15 protein-coding genes and 1 other RNA gene are annotated in these 17842 nt (G+C 36.5%); 3 read left to right on the top strand and 13 right to left on the bottom strand.

Annotated elements, in window-relative coordinates:
• Positions 1–314: 314 nt before the first annotated feature.
• From ssrA to secG, 5 genes are all read right to left on the bottom strand, one after another.
• Positions 315–672: a transfer-messenger RNA gene (gene ssrA / locus D1606_RS03575) on the bottom strand.
• A gap of 251 nt (positions 673–923) precedes the next feature.
• Positions 924–1391: an SsrA-binding protein SmpB gene (smpB, locus tag D1606_RS03570; protein ID WP_119414632.1), complete on the bottom strand. Its 468-nt coding sequence runs from the start codon at positions 1389–1391 to the stop codon at positions 924–926.
• Positions 1392–1441: 50 nt separating this feature from the next.
• On the bottom strand, positions 1442–3835 hold the full coding sequence (rnr, locus tag D1606_RS03565) for a ribonuclease R (protein WP_119414631.1): 2394 nt from the start codon (positions 3833–3835) through the stop codon (positions 1442–1444).
• 43 nt (positions 3836–3878) lie between these two features.
• The gene (locus D1606_RS03560; protein WP_119414630.1) at positions 3879–4625 is read right to left on the bottom strand and encodes an alpha/beta hydrolase; all 747 of its coding nucleotides are present in this window, start codon (positions 4623–4625) and stop codon (positions 3879–3881) included.
• A gap of 231 nt (positions 4626–4856) precedes the next feature.
• On the bottom strand, positions 4857–5084 hold the full coding sequence (secG, locus tag D1606_RS03555; RefSeq protein ID WP_119414629.1) for a preprotein translocase subunit SecG: 228 nt from the start codon (positions 5082–5084) through the stop codon (positions 4857–4859).
• Between the two features lie 373 nt (positions 5085–5457).
• Between secG and D1606_RS03550 the strand changes: the two genes are divergently transcribed.
• Positions 5458–6111 (top strand): O-methyltransferase, encoded by a 654-nt coding sequence (locus D1606_RS03550; protein WP_119414628.1) that lies wholly within the window; start codon positions 5458–5460, stop codon positions 6109–6111.
• Between the two features lie 98 nt (positions 6112–6209).
• On the opposite strand, the gene eno is transcribed toward D1606_RS03550, so the two are convergent.
• The 7 genes from eno to D1606_RS03515 form a co-directional block, all read right to left on the bottom strand.
• A complete protein-coding gene (eno, locus tag D1606_RS03545) occupies positions 6210–7505 on the bottom strand; it encodes a phosphopyruvate hydratase (RefSeq protein ID WP_119414627.1) in 1296 nt (431 codons plus the stop codon).
• Positions 7506–7523: 18 nt separating this feature from the next.
• The gene (gene gpmI, locus D1606_RS03540; protein WP_119414626.1) at positions 7524–9050 is read right to left on the bottom strand and encodes a 2,3-bisphosphoglycerate-independent phosphoglycerate mutase; all 1527 of its coding nucleotides are present in this window, start codon (positions 9048–9050) and stop codon (positions 7524–7526) included.
• Positions 9043–9804 carry a triose-phosphate isomerase gene (gene tpiA, locus D1606_RS03535; protein WP_119414625.1) on the bottom strand — a complete coding sequence of 254 codons (762 nt, stop codon included), beginning with the start codon at positions 9802–9804 and terminating at the stop codon, positions 9043–9045. Before tpiA ends, gpmI begins: the two co-directional genes overlap by 8 nt.
• 23 nt (positions 9805–9827) lie before the next feature.
• Positions 9828–11012 carry a phosphoglycerate kinase gene (locus D1606_RS03530; RefSeq protein ID WP_119414624.1) on the bottom strand — a complete coding sequence of 395 codons (1185 nt, stop codon included), beginning with the start codon at positions 11010–11012 and terminating at the stop codon, positions 9828–9830.
• 282 nt (positions 11013–11294) lie between these two features.
• Positions 11295–12299: a type I glyceraldehyde-3-phosphate dehydrogenase gene (gene gap / locus D1606_RS03525; protein WP_119414623.1), complete on the bottom strand. Its 1005-nt coding sequence runs from the start codon at positions 12297–12299 to the stop codon at positions 11295–11297.
• Positions 12300–12326: 27 nt separating this feature from the next.
• The gene (locus tag D1606_RS03520; RefSeq protein ID WP_119414622.1) at positions 12327–13355 is read right to left on the bottom strand and encodes a sugar-binding transcriptional regulator; all 1029 of its coding nucleotides are present in this window, start codon (positions 13353–13355) and stop codon (positions 12327–12329) included.
• Positions 13356–13519: 164 nt separating this feature from the next.
• The gene (locus D1606_RS03515) at positions 13520–13759 is read right to left on the bottom strand and encodes a glutaredoxin family protein (RefSeq protein ID WP_369973740.1); all 240 of its coding nucleotides are present in this window, start codon (positions 13757–13759) and stop codon (positions 13520–13522) included.
• Positions 13760–14186: 427 nt separating this feature from the next.
• On the opposite strand from D1606_RS03515, the gene D1606_RS03510 reads away from it, so the two are divergent.
• Complete coding sequence (locus tag D1606_RS03510) at positions 14187–14825, top strand: spore coat protein (RefSeq protein ID WP_369973738.1); 639 nt, start codon at positions 14187–14189, stop codon at positions 14823–14825.
• A gap of 140 nt (positions 14826–14965) precedes the next feature.
• Here the strand turns inward: D1606_RS03510 and D1606_RS03505 are convergent, their stop codons facing one another.
• The gene (locus D1606_RS03505) at positions 14966–16426 is read right to left on the bottom strand and encodes an IS1182 family transposase (RefSeq protein ID WP_119414621.1); all 1461 of its coding nucleotides are present in this window, start codon (positions 16424–16426) and stop codon (positions 14966–14968) included.
• 507 nt (positions 16427–16933) lie between these two features.
• On the opposite strand from D1606_RS03505, the gene D1606_RS03500 reads away from it, so the two are divergent.
• Positions 16934–17833 (top strand): TetR/AcrR family transcriptional regulator, encoded by a 900-nt coding sequence (locus D1606_RS03500; RefSeq protein WP_119414620.1) that lies wholly within the window; start codon positions 16934–16936, stop codon positions 17831–17833.
• Positions 17834–17842 lie beyond the last annotated feature (9 nt).

The raw sequence follows: 17842 nt of genomic DNA, 5'->3' as shown, positions 1-17842 counted from the left end.
AGTCTTGACTTTTAAATACTATCTTTTCTTTTGTACCCCAAGCAATATAACACTTTTTAGATCCTCCAAATTAAAGGAGGATTTTTTTGTATCTTTTGGGCATCCTATTCTATAGTTATTTTATCACATTAATCATCTTTGGTTGTTTTGCACTTAAAAAAAGGAAATAAAATTTAAATAATGTTATTTTTTGATTCTATTTATTAAGGAGATACTTCATAATATTTAAAATTATTTTTTACAAATTTAAAAGAAATAAAAAAAGAGATCAATTTCTACTCTTAAAGTAGAAAATTAATCTCTTTTTGTTTGTACTATGGAGACGGCGGGAATCGAACCCGCGTCCAGAAACTCTGATACTTCAGTTACTACGCGTGTAGTTTGTCTATTTAGGATTCGCACAGCATTATGCCGACAAACAGGCGTCCTGTGTGCTAACTTGGAAATCTCTTGCTACTAGCTCAAGTGGCACTAGCAACCGTATCCCACTAAAGTTGAGCCTAGCTACGCTACATGGGCGATAGAGCAGTTAGGCAGTTTCGAGCTTACGCTGCGAAAGCTAAGTTATTGTTTGTTTTGCCAGTTATTATATAACTTCCGTTGTTGACGAAGCCGAGACCTCCGACGCGCAACTCAAGCTCAGACCATCCCTGTCGAATCCGTAACGTCCCCTTAATATCGAATTTTTATACACGGCGTATTTCTTCGTCAACTTCTTTCAGTCACATCCTCATGCACCTAAGTGCACTCCGGTGTTCCTTCAATCGAATCAACTAAACTACGAAAAACCATGTATATATAATCCATTAAGGTGCTGATAGAATCAGCGTTTCGGATCAGTATGATTACTCATAACTGTGAACTGGCTTATTTGCTATACATAGAGTATATGACAAATTAGGTCATACTTCAAGTGGTATATCTTAGTATTGATTTTTTGCCTTTACGGCGCGTGCCATATCGCGTTTTGCTTCTTTTTTCTTTATGTCAGCACGTTTGTCATAGTTTTTCTTACCTTTACCAAGGCCGATTAATAGTTTAGCGTATCCATCTTTTATGTACATTTTAAGCGGTACAATTGTGTAGCCATCGGGTTTGACATCTATATTCAATTGTTGGATTTGCTTTTTATGTAGCAATAATTTACGGACGCGCACTGGATCATGGTTGAAAATATTTCCTTGTTCGTAAGTACTAATATGCATATTGGAAATCCAAGCTTCTCCATTTCGGATTAAGATAAAAGAGTCCTTCAGTTGGACTTTCCCTTTTCGGATAGATTTGATTTCAGTACCACTTAGTACGATACCAGCTTCGATTGTTTCTTCGATGTAATAATCAAAACCAGCTTTTTTGTTTTGTGCTAAAACTTTACCTGTTCCTTTTGGCATTTGGCGTCACCTCTTCAATATCGGGTTGAGAAGAGCGAGAAGCTCTTCTCTTATCGTTTCTTTCTACGGCGTTTTTGCTGTTTCTTTGCAATGCCTTCGTAGAATGCTTTCTTTTTGTTTTTTCCGCTGCCGTTTTTGCCAGCAGCTTTACGTTCTTGTTTACGAGTTTTACCGTTTACTCTTGGACCACTTGGTGTACGTTTTCGTTTCTTGTCGTTTCCACCTTTTTCTCTACCATGTTCACCATCTCTTGATTTTGCGCGAATAACAACTGGTGCTTGACGGCGAGTACGTCTTTGAGCTTTCGGCATTCCCACAATTTCAAAGTCGATTGCAGATTCTTCCACATTCACTTCTAGTACACTGATTTCTACTTCATCGCCAATGTGGAAAATACGTCCTGTTCTTTCCCCAATCATCACCATTTGACGATCATCGAAGTTATAGTAATCGTCTGTCATATTACTAATATGCACAAGGCCTTCAATTGTGTTTTCTAATTCGATAAACATACCAAAGTTCGTAATAGAGCTAACAATACCTGTGAATTTTTCACCGATTTTATCAGCCATATATTGAGCTTTCTTCAATGATTCTGTGTCACGTTCCGCATCTACTGCACGGCGTTCACGATTAGAAGTGTGCTCAGCAATTTCATCCATATGAGCGCCCCAATAGCTTACCGTTTCTTTACTCTTATCACCATTGATCAAATACGTACGAATCAATCGATGGACGATTAAGTCTGGGTAACGTCTAATTGGAGAAGTAAAATGTGTATAAAAATCTGTTGATAAACCAAAGTGTCCTAAACATTCTGGGCTATATTTTGCCTGTTGCATTGAGCGTAACATCATAGTTGAAATCACTGGATATTCAGGTTCATCTTTTACAGAATCTAAAATCTCTTGTAATGCTCTAGGTTCAACTGTATTTCCTGTACCACGAACGACTAATCCAAAATTCGTGATAAACTCGAAGAATCTTTGTAACTTTTCAGGTTTTGGATCTTCGTGAATACGATAGATAAACGGTAAATCCATACGATTGACATGTTCTGCAACTGTTTCGTTTGCAACTAACATAAATTCTTCGATAATACGTTCCGCAACAGTTCTATCACGTAATGCAATATCGATTGGCCATCCATTTTCATCGACGATTACGTAAGATTCTTTAAAGTCAAAATCGACTGCTCCTCGTTTCATACGACGATTGTTTAAAATCCCAGCCAATTCTTTCATATTTTTAAACATTGGAACAAGTTGTGCATAACGTTCTTTTAACGCTTCATCATCTTCTTCTAATATCTTATAGACATCCGTATAAGTCATACGTTCAGTTGTACGAATCACACTTTGGAAAATTTCATGGTCAACGACTTGTCCGCTTCCATTGATGGTCATTTCACAAGAAAGTGTTAAACGATCCACTTGAGGATTTAAAGAACAAATCCCATTTGATAGACGATGAGGAATCATCGGAATTACACGGTCTGTTAAATACACACTTGTTGCACGATCATATGCTTCACGGTCTAAAGTAGAACCATCTGTCACATAATAACTTACATCAGCAATATGGACGCCCAATTTATATGTGCCATCTTCATTTTTTGTCACTGTAACGGCATCATCCAAGTCTTTTGCTGTTTCGCCGTCAATTGTTACAATCATTTGGTCACGTAAATCTCGGCGACCTTCGCGATCTTTTTCGGAAATTTCATCAGGTACTGCACTTGCAGCATCTATAACTTCTTGTGGGAAATCTACGGTAATATCGTGTTTGTGGATAATCGAAAGAATATCTACTCCAGGATCATTCTTGTGTCCTAATATTTTCGTTATAATCCCTGTCGCAGAACGGTGTTCACCTGGCCATTCAATAATTTCTGCAACTACTTTATGACCATCCATAGCACCTAATGTATTTTCTTTTGGAATAAAAAGATCCATCGGTAATTTTTTATCATCGGGTACAACAAATCCAAATCCTCGGTTAGCTTGGAAAGTTCCTACTACTTTTGTGATTCCACGTTCAATAATTTTAATGATAGAGCCTTCGCGTCTATCTCCAGAAGTTGTCTTTGAAACATGGATAAGAACTTTATCTCCATTTACAGCACCATTAACCTCTGTAGGTGGAATAAATACATCATCCATACCTTCTTCTTCAGGTGCAACAAATCCAAATCCTTTAGCATGTCCTATAAAACGACCTTGTATATAATTCATACGTTCTGGTAAACCATAACGATTTGTACGTGTTCGTACAACCTCACCTTGTTGCTCAAGTTTTACAAGAGTCTTTACGAGTTCTTTGAATTCTTCAGCATCTCGAAAGCCGAACTGATCTTCAAATTCTGCTACCGTTAATGGTTTATAGGCTTCTTCTCTCATAAATTCCAATAATCTTGTTTCTAATGTTGGTTCTTCGAAATTCATCGTTCTTCCCTCCTTCTACTAGCATTTGCAATCATTACTTTTTTTACTCATGCCAATCGAGTGACTCTAAAAAAGTATATATATCTTCATGCAATTGTTTTCTTTCTTGACCTAATGTAATAACATGCCCAGATTCTTCATACCATTTTATCTGTTTATCATTAGATTCTACTTGTTCATAAATATACTCTGCAGATTTTATGTCGATGACATTATCTTTTCGTCCTTGAACAACAAAAAGGGGCGCATAGATTTCATCAACATGTTCTCTTACTTCATATATTAATTCACTTAGTTCTTTTAATGATGGCATACCAGTTTTTTTGATGTAGTCCAAACTTGCCTCAGACTCTTCTTTACTTTTAGCAAAGTTCTGATTGAATCTTTCTGCATATTGGACGACGCCCTCAAACATTTTATCCGTTGAACGCATTGTCATCGGTGCACACATTGTTATGATAGCCTTAACTGGATAAGAATAACCTAATTTTAGTGAGTATACGCCACCAAGAGATAATCCTGCTACGGCAATTTCTTTATATCCAGCATTTTGTAATGTTTGATAACCATCAAGTACACTTTGCCACCATTGTTGTGGGTTGGTATGTATAAGTTCTTCTGGCGGAACACCATGACCTTTATAATGTGGAGCCAGTGATGTATAACCTTTTTTCTCTAGAAAACGCCCAAGCATACGTACATCCGCTGAATTTCCAGTAAATCCATGTAAAAGTAATACCGCTCTTGGTCCAGCTTCAAAGAAAAATGGTTGTGGTAATGTAGGTTTCATGATGAGGTGGCCTCCTACTACTTTGATATCTATAATTAAACGCTCCGCTTTTAATCTATCTAGCTCCTCCGGCTTGCCCCTCGTGTCATTTCGGTCCCTCGGTCGAAAGTTGAAAAGACACTTTCGATTCGGGCCCTCCAATGCATGTCGGGGCAGTTCGAGCCAGCTCTGCTTTTAATATCCTATAGAAAACGCCTAACCATGAGTGGCCAGGCGGTTTTTTAGTGTGCATTAGATTCTTGCGATAGCGATTGCTAACACGAAGAATAAGATTGATAATACAACAGTAATACGGTGTAATACTAAGTCTACCCCGCGGGCTTTTGTTTTCCCAAAAAGTTGTTCAGCTCCACCAGAGATGGCTCCTGAAAGACCAGCACTCTTACTAGATTGCAACAATACTACGATAATCAAGGCAACTGACACGATAAGAAGTAAAGTCATAATTGCTGTATGCATATGTTCCACCTCCTGATTCGAAACATCACAACAGTCTTATCTTACCAAAAACTGTACGTAATGACAACGAAGTTCTACTTTTAGCAGTAAACAAACCAATACAATACACACTTTTCTATTATTTTATCATTGTTACTATATTTTGACGATAAAAAATATTTAAACTGGCCTCTGAAAGCATTTATCCATCATCGTATGTAGTTCACGATAGGATGCGAACACCTGTGATGGTGAATGTATTTTCCTTCCTAGTTAACTGCTTAACTTGTTTAAAAAAATCATCTTTTTTCCATAGAGAACATTTTATCCTCCTTTACATAAACTAGAACTGAAAAAAATGAAATGATAAGGAGGATTTTTAATATTTGATTTTATGATTTGGACATTAGTAGATGATTATATTACAGATAGATTAATTCCTTTTGATGCTTCACTTGATCAAGTACAAAAGACAAATAAGCAAGCAGGTATTCCTGATATCAATGTCTCCGCAACACATGGAAAACTCTTATACCTTTTAGCTAAAACAAAAGGGGCAGAGAATATTTTAGAAATTGGTACACTCGGTGGATATAGTAGTATTTGGATGGCTCGTGCTCTTTCTGAAACAGGAAAAGTCTATACACTAGAATTCAATCCACAGTATGCAAAAATTGCCGAGCAAAATATCCGTGAAGCTGGCTATGAAAATAAAATAGAAGTTATTGTTGGGAAAGCTTTGGATACGTTATCCAAACTTAAAGAGAAGGAATTATTGTTTGATCTTATTTTTATCGATGCAGATAAAGAAAATTATCCACACTATTTAAAATGGGCATTAACATTAGCCAATCCAAGTGCAATTATTATTGCTGACAACGTCGTAAGAAACGGCAAGATTTTTGATGAAACAAGTGATGATGAGCGAGTAAAAGGAATACAAAAGTTTATGGATTTACTGGTTAATAATCCTGCTATAGATTCTACAGCTATTCAAACTGTCGGTGCTAAAGGCTACGACGGGTTTATGATAGGCATTGTCAAATAATCATTTTTTCAATAACTACAAAAGAAAAGCCGCTATCTTGCAAAATTGAAGATAGCAGCTTTTCTATTTATAAAATATATTAAAAATTCATACTCAAATTAGCGGTTGATGTTGTAGAAAGATTTAATGCCATTAAATTGAGCTGTTGCAGATAATTGATCTTCGATACGAAGTAATTGGTTGTATTTTGCAACACGGTCTGTACGAGATGGGGCACCAGTTTTGATTTGGCCAGCGTTAGTAGCAACCGCGATATCAGCAATTGTTGTATCCTCTGATTCACCAGAACGGTGAGAGATGATTGCTGTGTAGCCAGCGCGTTTTGCCATTTCAATAGCATCTAAAGTTTCTGTTAATGTACCGATTTGGTTAACTTTAACTAAGATTGCGTTACCTACGCCTTCTTCAATACCGCGAGATAATTTTTTCGTATTTGTAACGAATAAATCATCACCTACTAGTTGTACACGTTTACCGATACGTTCAGTAAGCATTTTGTGACCAGCCCAGTCATTTTCGTCAAGACCATCTTCAATAGAGATGATTGGGTATTTAACAGTCAATTCTTCATACCAAGCAACCATTTCTTCAGAAGTTTTTGCAACACCTTCACCATCTAGGTGGTATTTTCCATCTTCATCAGAATAAAGTTCAGAAGATGCTACATCCATTGCTAACATTACTTCTTCACCTGGTTTGTAACCTGCACGTTCAATTGCAGTTACAATTGTAGATAATGCTTCTTCGTTTGAAGTTAAGTTTGGTGCAAAACCACCTTCATCACCTACAGCTGTGTTGTGACCAGATTCTTTTAGAACTGCTTTTAAAGAGTGGAAGATTTCAGCACCCATACGTAAAGCGTGACGGAATGATTCTGCGCCTACAGGCATTACCATAAATTCTTGAATATCTACGTTATTATCAGCGTGTTCTCCGCCGTTTAAGATGTTCATCATTGGAACTGGAAGTTGTTTTGAATTGACTCCACCAATGTATTGATATAGAGGTAGGTCTAGGTAATCAGCACCTGCATGAGCGACAGCTAAAGAAACACCTAAAATAGCATTTGCGCCTAATTTACCTTTGTTTTCAGTACCATCTAATTCAATCATCATGCGATCAATTGAAACTTGATCAAGAACTGAATAATTTCCAATTAGTTCTGGAGCAATGACGTTGTTTACATTATCAACTGCTTTTAAAACACCTTTACCAAGGTAGCGACCTTTGTCACCATCGCGCAATTCTACTGCTTCATATTCCCCAGTAGATGCACCAGAAGGAACGATTGCACGTCCAAATGCGCCTGATTCTGTAAATACTTCTACTTCTACTGTTGGGTTACCGCGTGAATCTAATACTTCACGAGCTTGTACGTCTGTAATAATTGGCATTGTTTAACTCTCCTCAGTTTAAAATAATGGTTTACCTGTCATTTCAAGTGGTTGTTCCACTCCTAGTAATTTTAACATGGTAGGAGCCAAATCGGCTAAAATTCCGCCATTTCTTACCACAATATTTTCTTTTGTGATAATTACTGGCACAGGATTAGTTGTATGGGCTGTCATCGGTTGACCTTCAAGGGTTACTACTTCATCAGAGTTCCCGTGATCGGCAGTAATAATCGCTGCTCCTCCTTTTGCAAGAAGAGCTTCTACTACTCTACCCAAACATTCATCTACAGCTTCGATTGCTTTAATAGTTGGTTCTAACATACCACTATGTCCAACCATATCAGGATTTGCAAAGTTTAAGATAATACCATCAAATCGGTCCGCTTCAATTGCTTCGACAAGTGCATCTGTTACTTCGTATGCACTCATTTCTGGTTTTAAATCGTAAGTCGCCACTTTAGGTGAATTGATCAAAATACGTTCTTCTCCAGGGAAAGTTTGTTCACGACCTCCACTCATAAAGAATGTAACATGAGGGTACTTTTCAGTTTCTGCAATTCGTAGCTGACGAAGTTTGTTATCCGATAAAACTTCACCAATGGTATTTTTCAAATCTTCATCATGGAATGCAATTTCACCAATAACCTTATCACTGTACTTTTTGAAACAAATAAATTTCAAATTTTGTGGGTGATTTTCGCTTCGTGTAAACCCATCAAATGCTGGATTTGTAAAAGCTGTGGATAATTCAATTGCACGGTCTGGTCGGAAGTTAAAGAAAATCACTGCATCATTTGATTGAATGGTAGCAACAGGTTTATCATCTTTTTTAATCACAAATGGAACAACAAATTCATCTGTTATGTCATTTGCATAAGATGCTTTGACACCTTCTTTAGCAGAAGATGCTTCAATTCCTTGACCGTCTACTAATACTTTGTAGACTTTCTCTTCACGATCCCAACGATTGTCTCGGTCCATTGCATAGTATCGACCACTAATAGATGCGAATTGACCAACACCGATTTTAGCCATTTGGCGTTCTGTTTCTTCGATATAACCTACAGCCGTTTTAGGACCGACATCTCGACCATCTAAAAATCCATGTACAAATACTTCTTCAAGCCCTTGATCTTTTGCCAATTTCAATAAGGCAAATAAATGATCATAATGACTATGCACACCACCATCAGATAATAGTCCCATAATGTGGAGTTTTGAGTTGTTTTGCTTAACATGATTGACTGCATCCAACAAAGCGTTATTTGTAAAAAAGTCACCGTCTTTAATCGCTTTGTGGATTCTAGTTAAGCTTTGATAGACAATACGACCTGCGCCGATATTTAAATGTCCAACTTCTGAGTTTCCCATTTGGCCATCAGGAAGACCAACAGCTTCACCTGATGCTGTTAATGTGTTATGTGGAAAAGAACTCCAATAACGGTCCAAATTTGGTTTCTTCGCTTGCGCTACTGCATTACCGAAAATCTCATCGCGTAAGCCTAAACCATCTAAAATAATTAATGCTACTGGTTTATTAGGCATTTGCCCCAGCCTCCAATAATTTTAAGTATGAATCCGGTTTTAAACTTGCACCACCAACTAGAGCACCATCAATATGCTCCATCGATAATAATTCTACTACGTTTTCCGGTTTCACACTACCACCATATTGGATTCTGATAGATTCTGCAGCAACATCACCAGCAATTTCTTTTACTGTATTTCGTATTGCTTTACATACTTCGTTTGCATCATGAGCAGTTGCAGTTTTACCTGTGCCAATTGCCCAGATTGGTTCATACGCAATAACTGTTTTCGCAATTTGTTCAACGGATAATCCTTTTAATGCAGCACCTACTTGAGAAGAAACCTTCACTACTGTATTACTTGCTTCTCTTTCTTCTAATGTTTCACCAACACAAATAATTGGAGTTAGGTGATGGCTAAATGCTGCATGTGCCTTTTTATTGACACCTTCATCTGTTTCGTTGTCATATTGGCGACGTTCTGAGTGACCTAAGATTACATATTGAACTTTAATATCTTCTAATTGTGAAGGGCTTATTTCTCCTGTAAAAGCCCCTTCCTCTTCATAGTGCATTGTTTGCGCACCAATTGCTAAAGTTGAACCATCAGCTTCTTTAACAAGAGTAGGTAAAAATAATGATGGTGCACAAATAACAGAGTCTACTTGATCTGTGGATGGTATTGAAGATTTCACCATTTTAACGAAGTCTATCGCTTCTGATAATGTTTTATACATTTTCCAATTTCCTGCGATAATTGGTTTGCGCATATAGAAAACCTCCATATTATAAATTATTTGTCATTTAACGCGATTACTCCAGGCAATGCTTTACCTTCCATAAATTCTAGTGAAGCTCCTCCACCTGTAGAAATGTGATCCATCTTATCTGCAACTTTAAATTTTTCAACTGCTGCAGCAGAATCACCGCCACCAATAATTGTATATCCATTTGTTTCTGCCATTGCTTGTGCAACTGCTTTTGTACCGTTTGCAAAAGCATCCATTTCAAATACACCCATTGGGCCATTCCACATGATAAGTTTTGAATTTTTAATAACTTCTGCATATTCTGCTGCTGTTTTAGGGCCGATATCAAGTCCCATCCAGTCACTTGGAATTTGATCAATATCAACTATTTTTGTTTCGGCATCTTTTGAAAATTCATTTGCAACAACAGCATCTACTGGCATATGTATATCAACACCGTTATCAGCTGCTTTTTCGATAAATGATTTTGCAAGATCAATCTTATCTTCTTCTAATAAAGACTTACCAATGTCATAACCTTGTGCTCGTGAGAAAGTATAAGACAAACCACCACCGATAATAAGGTGATCTACTTTTTCTAGAAGATTTTCAATAACTCCAATTTTATCTTTAACCTTTGCACCACCGATGATAGCAGTGAATGGGCGTTCTGGATTTGACAATGCTTTACCTAGAACATCGATTTCTTTTTCCATTAAAAGTCCAGAAACCGCTGGCAAATAGTTTGCAATCCCTGATGTTGTTGCATGTGCACGGTGAGCAGCACCAAATGCGTCATTGATATATATATCTGCTAATTTTGCGAAACTTTCAGCAAGTGCAGGATCATTTTTTTCTTCACCTTTATGGAAGCGAACATTCTCTAATAGAACGATATCACCATCATTCATGTTTCCTACTACTTTTTCTACCGATTCACCGATGGATTCATCTAATTTTGTAACAACTTTACCCATAAGCTCTGAAAGACGTTCTCCTACTGCTGTTAATCGAAGTTCTTCTTTCACTTCACCTTTTGGACGTCCTAAATGACTAGCTAAAATCACCTTTGCCCCTTTTTCAACTAAATAAGTGATCGTAGGAAGCGCTGCTCTAATGCGAGTATCATCAGTGATTTTCCCTTCTTCCATGGGAACATTAAAATCCACACGTACAAATACGCGTTTTCCTGTTACTTCAATATCTTTCATCGTCTTTTTTTTATACATAATTGTGCCTCCCCAATTGTTCATAACCTTTTAATAATAATGAAAATAAGTGTTTTACATCAATTATATTATGATGAATCGATATAGCTTCTTCAAATATTTTAATTTTTCGACATTGTTCTACACAAGCTACAATAAAGCGCTTACTTATTTCATAAACTCTGTTATATTCTATCGTAAAAGCAAGGTTATTTCATAAAAAAAGGAGAAGTATCAAACCGCTTCTCCTTTTTCCCTAATACATTATATACGTATAAAAACTATATGGCTATATTTTTTCAATTACAATCCTTGTTCAGCCATGTATTCTGCTAAATCTACTACGCGAGTAGAATAACCTGATTCGTTGTCATACCAAGCTAATACTTTTACAAGATTTCCTTCAAGAACCATTGTTGATAAACTATCAACAGTTGAAGAAGACAAATTACCGTTATAATCAATCGAAACTAGTGGAAGTTCAGAATAAGCTAAAATGCCTTTTAGTTCATGTTCTGAAGCTTCTCTTAATGCTTCGTTTACTGTTTCAGCATTTACTTCTTTTTCTAATTCTACAACTAAGTCTACTAAAGATACATTTGGTGTTGGGACACGGATTGCCATACCATCCAATTTTCCTTTAAGCTGTGGCAATACTTTTGCTACTGCAACTGCAGCTCCAGTAGTAGTTGGAATCATAGACTGAGCAGCTGCACGAGCACGACGGTAATCTTTGTGTGGTAGATCTAAGATTCTTTGATCATTTGTGTATGAGTGGACAGTTGTCATCATACCTCGTTTAATACCGAACTGTTCGTCTAATACTTTTGCTACTGGCGCTAAACAGTTTGTTGTACAAGAAGCGTTTGAAACGATAACATCATGTGTTGCATCATAATTTTCATGATTAACACCCATTACATAAGTTGGCATTTCTTTGCCTGGAGCAGATACGATTACTTTTTTAGCGCCTGCTTCCACGTGTTTATGGGCTGCTTCATAGTTCGTAAAGCGACCTGTGGATTCGACTACAATATCAACGTCTAAATCTCTCCACGGAAGATTTGCAGGATCTGTTTCAGCATAGACACGTACATTTTTGCCATCTACAACAAGGTAATCACCTTCTGATGTCACTTCTACATCAAATGTCCCATGGATTGAATCGTATTTTAAAAGATGTGCAAGCATTGCTGCATCAGTAAGATCATTTACAGCAACAATTTCAATATCTTGTCGCTTTATAGCTGTTCGAAATACCAATCGTCCAATTCTTCCAAATCCATTAATCGCTAGTTTTAAAGTCATAATCTCTTCCTCCATATAATGTATTTGTTATTTTAATAAGTGAATCATTTCCGTAGCAGCAGCTGAATCTGTTATTAAAACAGATTGTTTTGCCCCATGCTTAAAGTAAGAAAGAATTGCTTTAGCCTTATTCTTACCCCCAGCAACTGCAATAATACTTTGACATCTGTTTACTTGCTCTAGTTGAATCCCAACAGTTCGTATTCTTTGAACTACATTGCCCTCTTCATCAAAATAATATCCAAAGGCTTCACTGACAGCTCCTTTTTCGACTAGAGAATGTTGTTCCTCTTCTGTGGACTCTCGTCTAATTGCCATTTCTAAAGCTGAACCGATACCATGAATGACAACGTCTGTATGGTCGTAAAGGTCTATCATTTCCTTGACAATAGGCTCCTCGCTAAGTGCTCGATAAGCTGGCTCACTTAAATTTTCAGGTAAATACAATGTACGATATGTGTTATCTGTATTACTTGCAAATGTTGCGGCAATGGTATTCGCTTGTAATCTCATGTCAACGCCCATACCACCTCTAGCTGCTATAAACTTCAAACCAGCTAAATTTTCTGAGGGAGTAAGGCTATCCGCTATTGCAGCAAGCGTGCTTCCACCTGTTACAGCGACAATTTTGCTCTTACTCGCTACCGATTCTAAGTGTTTTGCTGCTTCCAAACCTAGTAAAAATTTAATAGAAGGAACTTCATCCATATTTCCATCTACAATAATTACGTTTTGAATTCCAAGTATTCGAGTAAGTTGTTTTTCCAAATCTGTAATACCAGACCACTCATAAAAAAGGGGTTTTAAAACTTCTAGTACTTCCATGCCTAATTCAGAAATTCTCATACCCGATCGACTAGCGATAATAAGACCTTGCTCTCGTAACAAATCTGTTTCCTTACGAGCTTCACGTTCTGCCACAGAAAGTTGCTCAGCAAGCCCTCTACGACCTATCGGCCCCAACATCTCAATCATTTGTAAAAAGCGATAACGAGTATGCAGAAACGCAGACATTTCCGGCATTATTTTCAATTGTGCCTCTGACAATGTAGTCATGTCGTTAGTTCTCCTTTTGTGGGATAAATTTTATCCCTATGTTTTATAAAACGTCCCATTTGCTATAAAAAAATATATTTCTTGACTCGAGTATACAATTTCATGTCATCATGTGCAACTTAATTTCACCCAAAAAACGAATAGAATAGACAATACCGCCTATCCTAATTTGCACTGATTCCTTCTAACAGCGTCACATAATCCAGTACGCCATACTGAATAATCTGCCCATCCTTTTCAACAACAGGAATCATCATCATATATTTTTTATGAAGTTCATCATCCTCTTCTATATTCACTTCTTTAACCTGAAAAGGAATATCTTCACGCATTAAATTAAGCATTTGTTTACCATCTTCACAAAGACCGCAGTTCGGTCTACTATAGTATATAATTTCCATCATTATAATGTTCCTCTCTTTTGATATTTCTTTTATGTCGCTTAAAACATCTTACTTGAGCGAAAGGCGTTAACTCCCGCAGGAAAGCTCGTCGGTTCGTACACGGAAAGCATCCGTCTGTAGCGAAACTTATGAAATATCAACAGTATTGTCAAACAAATCCTATTATACAAATAAATTCTTGCGTTGAATACTAATAGTTATAATATTGTCCATTGAACATCAAAAACATACGCTACATAAATAACTAACAAGCTTCATTTATTTTCCATCCACAAAGCAATATGAAAAAATTACTGATATTAAAAACGCAGTTATAGTATACGAATTGTATTTTGAAATTTTTCATTTTATATGTATTGAAATTCACTCGTAGTCCATACTATCTCTGCTTGACAACAAGCGCTTAATAAAAAAAGGAGGTTATATTTTGTCTCAACAACAATCACAAAATCAGACAAATGATCCAATGTATCATGCGGATTCAGCTAAGTTTAATCATGGTGGCCACGAAATAATGGATATGCATGAAACTCTATCTACAATTGTAGGTGGATTAAACCAGTGCGTACTATTACGTGATCAAATCCAAGATACTGAACTGCGCGATATCTTAGACCGCCAATACCAATTTAGCTTAGGCGAATACAATATATTGGTGGAATCATTCAAAACGGGTCGTGATCCTTCTCGTCCAACTGGTCACTATGAAATGAAGGAAAATAACAAATTTACCTATGGAATTCAAGCTGGACAGCCAAAGAAACCAATTACTCAAGCCAGCGAAATAAGTGATGAAATTATTTCTGGCTATCTTCTTGGAATCCATAAAGAGACAGCTGCTGTTAAACTTGCCACAGCATTAGAAACAACAAATCCAGTTGTTCGCCGTGTACTTGCCGACTCGATTCCAAACTGCATCGAAATGGCATACGAAGTGTCAATTTACCAAAACAGAAAAGGCTACTACCAAGTACCTCAGCTTTCCCCTCAAGATATGGCATCATTGACAAATAGTTTTGGCGAAGCAACCTCAAATATTTCTCACCAACCATCTCAATTTAATTAACACATAAAAAGAAAAGCTCTCGATAAAAGTGAGGCCCCTGAAAAACTTACGTTTTTTAGTTGTGTAAATGAAATTCAATACAAAAAAGGCAAATCGCCGTCTTATTTGGACGACAATTTGCCTTTTTCTTCCTCTCTTTTTTACTCTTTTTCGCTCAGAAGTTTTAGTATTCGCTTGAGGTTGACTACAAATATCGCTGTAGCTCCTTGAATCTCCATACCAAATAGACCTGATGATGATGCTGTATCATATCCATGTCTATGTTTGAGTTCACTATTTTTCGCTTCAACTTTATAGCGAGATTTTGCTTTTCTTTTAAATTCATCGGTTTCTTGGAATACTTCCTGGTCTTTGTGTTCCGTTGATTTGATTGTCGTAGAATAAGTCTTACTTTTCGCTCCTTTTTTAAAACAACCTTCACTGTAAGGACAAACTTTACATTTTTCAATATCAAAATAATAAGTTTGTCTTTGATTTTTTCCTACGTTTTTCTTATTTGTTCGTGCTTTCCGAATGGCCATATGACCAGCTTTACAAACATACATCCCTGCATCTTTATTAAATTCAAATTCTTCTTCTTTCGTTCGAGCGCCTTGTGTAATTTGCGGGTTTAATTTTGATACTAATTCAAAATTATTTTCCTTTGCATAGCGAATGTTATCTTTTTCAGAATAAGCTGTGTCTCCAATGACTGTCTCAACTTTCATCCCTGTTTCTTGGCTTTTTTCAATTAACTCTTGTAGGTATTTTCCATCACTTTTTTCTCCTGTTGTCACAATAGCAGCTGTAATAATTCGTTCATCACTCATCGCAATATGCGTTTTGTAGCCAAAGAAAGAAGAGTCGGCAGTTTTGTGTCCAACACGTGCATCTGGATCATTGGAATAGCTAAGTTGTTCTGTGTAATCTTCTACTACTTCCTTTAGCACATTTAATTTTTCCTTAACGGCAGGAATCTCAGCTATGTGTGGTTCTGTTTCAATAACAGTAATCACTTGACGACAATAATTCAATTCATCCTTCACTTCGTTAGAAGTAGTTTTCGGTGGGAATTTTGTTTTCATCGATTCATCGATTTGATAGACAGCTTTTCGAACAGTTTTGGATTTTTCTTGTAAAAATTCTTTCGGTGATTTTTGATTATAACGTGCTTTCGTATGTGTGGCATCCACAATGATTGATTTACTTTTAATGAGTTCTTTTTCCAATGCAATCTCAACTGTTTTCCCAATTAGCATATCTAATAAACCCTCATCTGGAAGACGGAGTTTTCGAAATTTTGTTAGAGAACTTAGGTCAATCACAGAATCTTCTGGAGCCATATCGAGGAAATATTTAAACGACATATCATATTTAGAACGTTCTACTACATCTACATCTGATAAATCAAAAATGGATTTAAGCAATAGATATTTGAACATGCGAATGGGTGACACTGCATTGCGACCATTATCAAGACAATATTTTGTTTTCAGTTCTTCGAGGATAAAAGTAAAATCTACAAGTTCATTGATTTTTCGAAGCATATTTTCCTTAGGCACCACCATATCGTATATTGCCATGAATGGGCTAAGATTGAGAGATTCTTGGTTTGAAATCATTGGGTACACCACCTACATTTACTTCATTTAATTATACAGGAAAGGAGTTGCTTTTTTGAACGGAAAAATCTCTTAAAAAAGGAGAACATAGTGGATTGGAGTGGAAGGCAGCGACTCCAGCGGGAACAGCGCGAGCTGAAAGCCCCGCAGGAACGAAGTGACGAGGAGATTGAAGCCGTGCCCGCGGAAAGCGACTGCCTGGAACGGAAATCCACGGCTTCAAATGAAAAAGCGAGTATGAGAACGAATTGATCGTTCTCATACTCGCAACAAAAATCAGAAAGGACTTTTTCAGTGGCCTCCATGGCATAAGGTGGTTTTTTTAATGTTTCGTTTCCCATAAACTCTCTCACTCTTTCTTTATCGTTATCTTTTTCATAGCAGTGATTTCTATTTTATACTGGCAGTCTATTTTTTTTAAACAAAAAATTTTATTCATTTTAAAACATTGATATGAAAGCGTTTTTGATTTAGAATTGGAGTATAAATTAGTAAAAAGGTGACAATATGAATACACGAAAAAGAAAAGTATTGGATGTAGCACGAAGTTTATTTATCCAAAAGGGATTCTATGAAACTTCTATTATAGATATTATTCAAGAAGCGAAAATTTCAAAGGGAACTTTTTACAATTATTTCACTTCCAAAAATGAGTGCTTCATCGCTATTTTGAGAGAAAGTCGTGAAGAAGCAAGTATTCGTAGATATGAACTTGCTGTTGATCAAGATCCAAGAGATATCGAAATTTTGTCCAAACAAATTGCAGTACTTATGCATATTAATCGTGAGCAAAATCTATTACAAATTTTTGAAGCCATTTATCATTCAAATGATAAGGATTTACAAAAAGCGGTCATGAAACACCATCTTCAAGAAATTGAATGGCTTGCTTCAAGATTAGTGGAAGTTTATGGTGAGAAAATCAATGAATTAAGTTATGAGTGTGCCATTCAAACTTTTGCCATGATTCATCAAACACTTCGAACATTGAAAATAGCAAAAGAACATCAAATAAATCCAGAGTCTGTCATTAAAATGGCACTACGAAATATTGACGCCATTATTCCAAGAATGCTAGAAACAAAAGAAGTCATCATAAATATTGAAACCATTCAACGCATCAAAAATAGTGTAGAACAAATTGTACTAAGCAAAGATACTGTTATGCATCAATTGAGTGGATTTATAGAAATTTTAAAGGATGAAGACCCAAAAGATGGAAAGGAATTCGCTCATTACATCTTACATGAATTACAGAGCGAGCCTACAAAAGTTTATATTCTAAAAGCGCTTCTTACGCCTTTCCGAAAAGCATTCTCAAATACAACCCATGCTGCAGAATCACGAGAAATTGCCAATCACATCTGGAGGCTTTTAGAAATTTATGCACAACATTCAGAGGAATAGTAAAAAGGA

This window comes from Rummeliibacillus sp. POC4 (assembly GCF_003576525.1).
Taxonomy (GTDB): Bacteria; Bacillota; Bacilli; order Bacillales_A; family Planococcaceae; genus Rummeliibacillus.
Note: the sequence above shows the minus strand (reverse complement) of the source record. Positions and strands in the feature narration are given on the sequence as shown.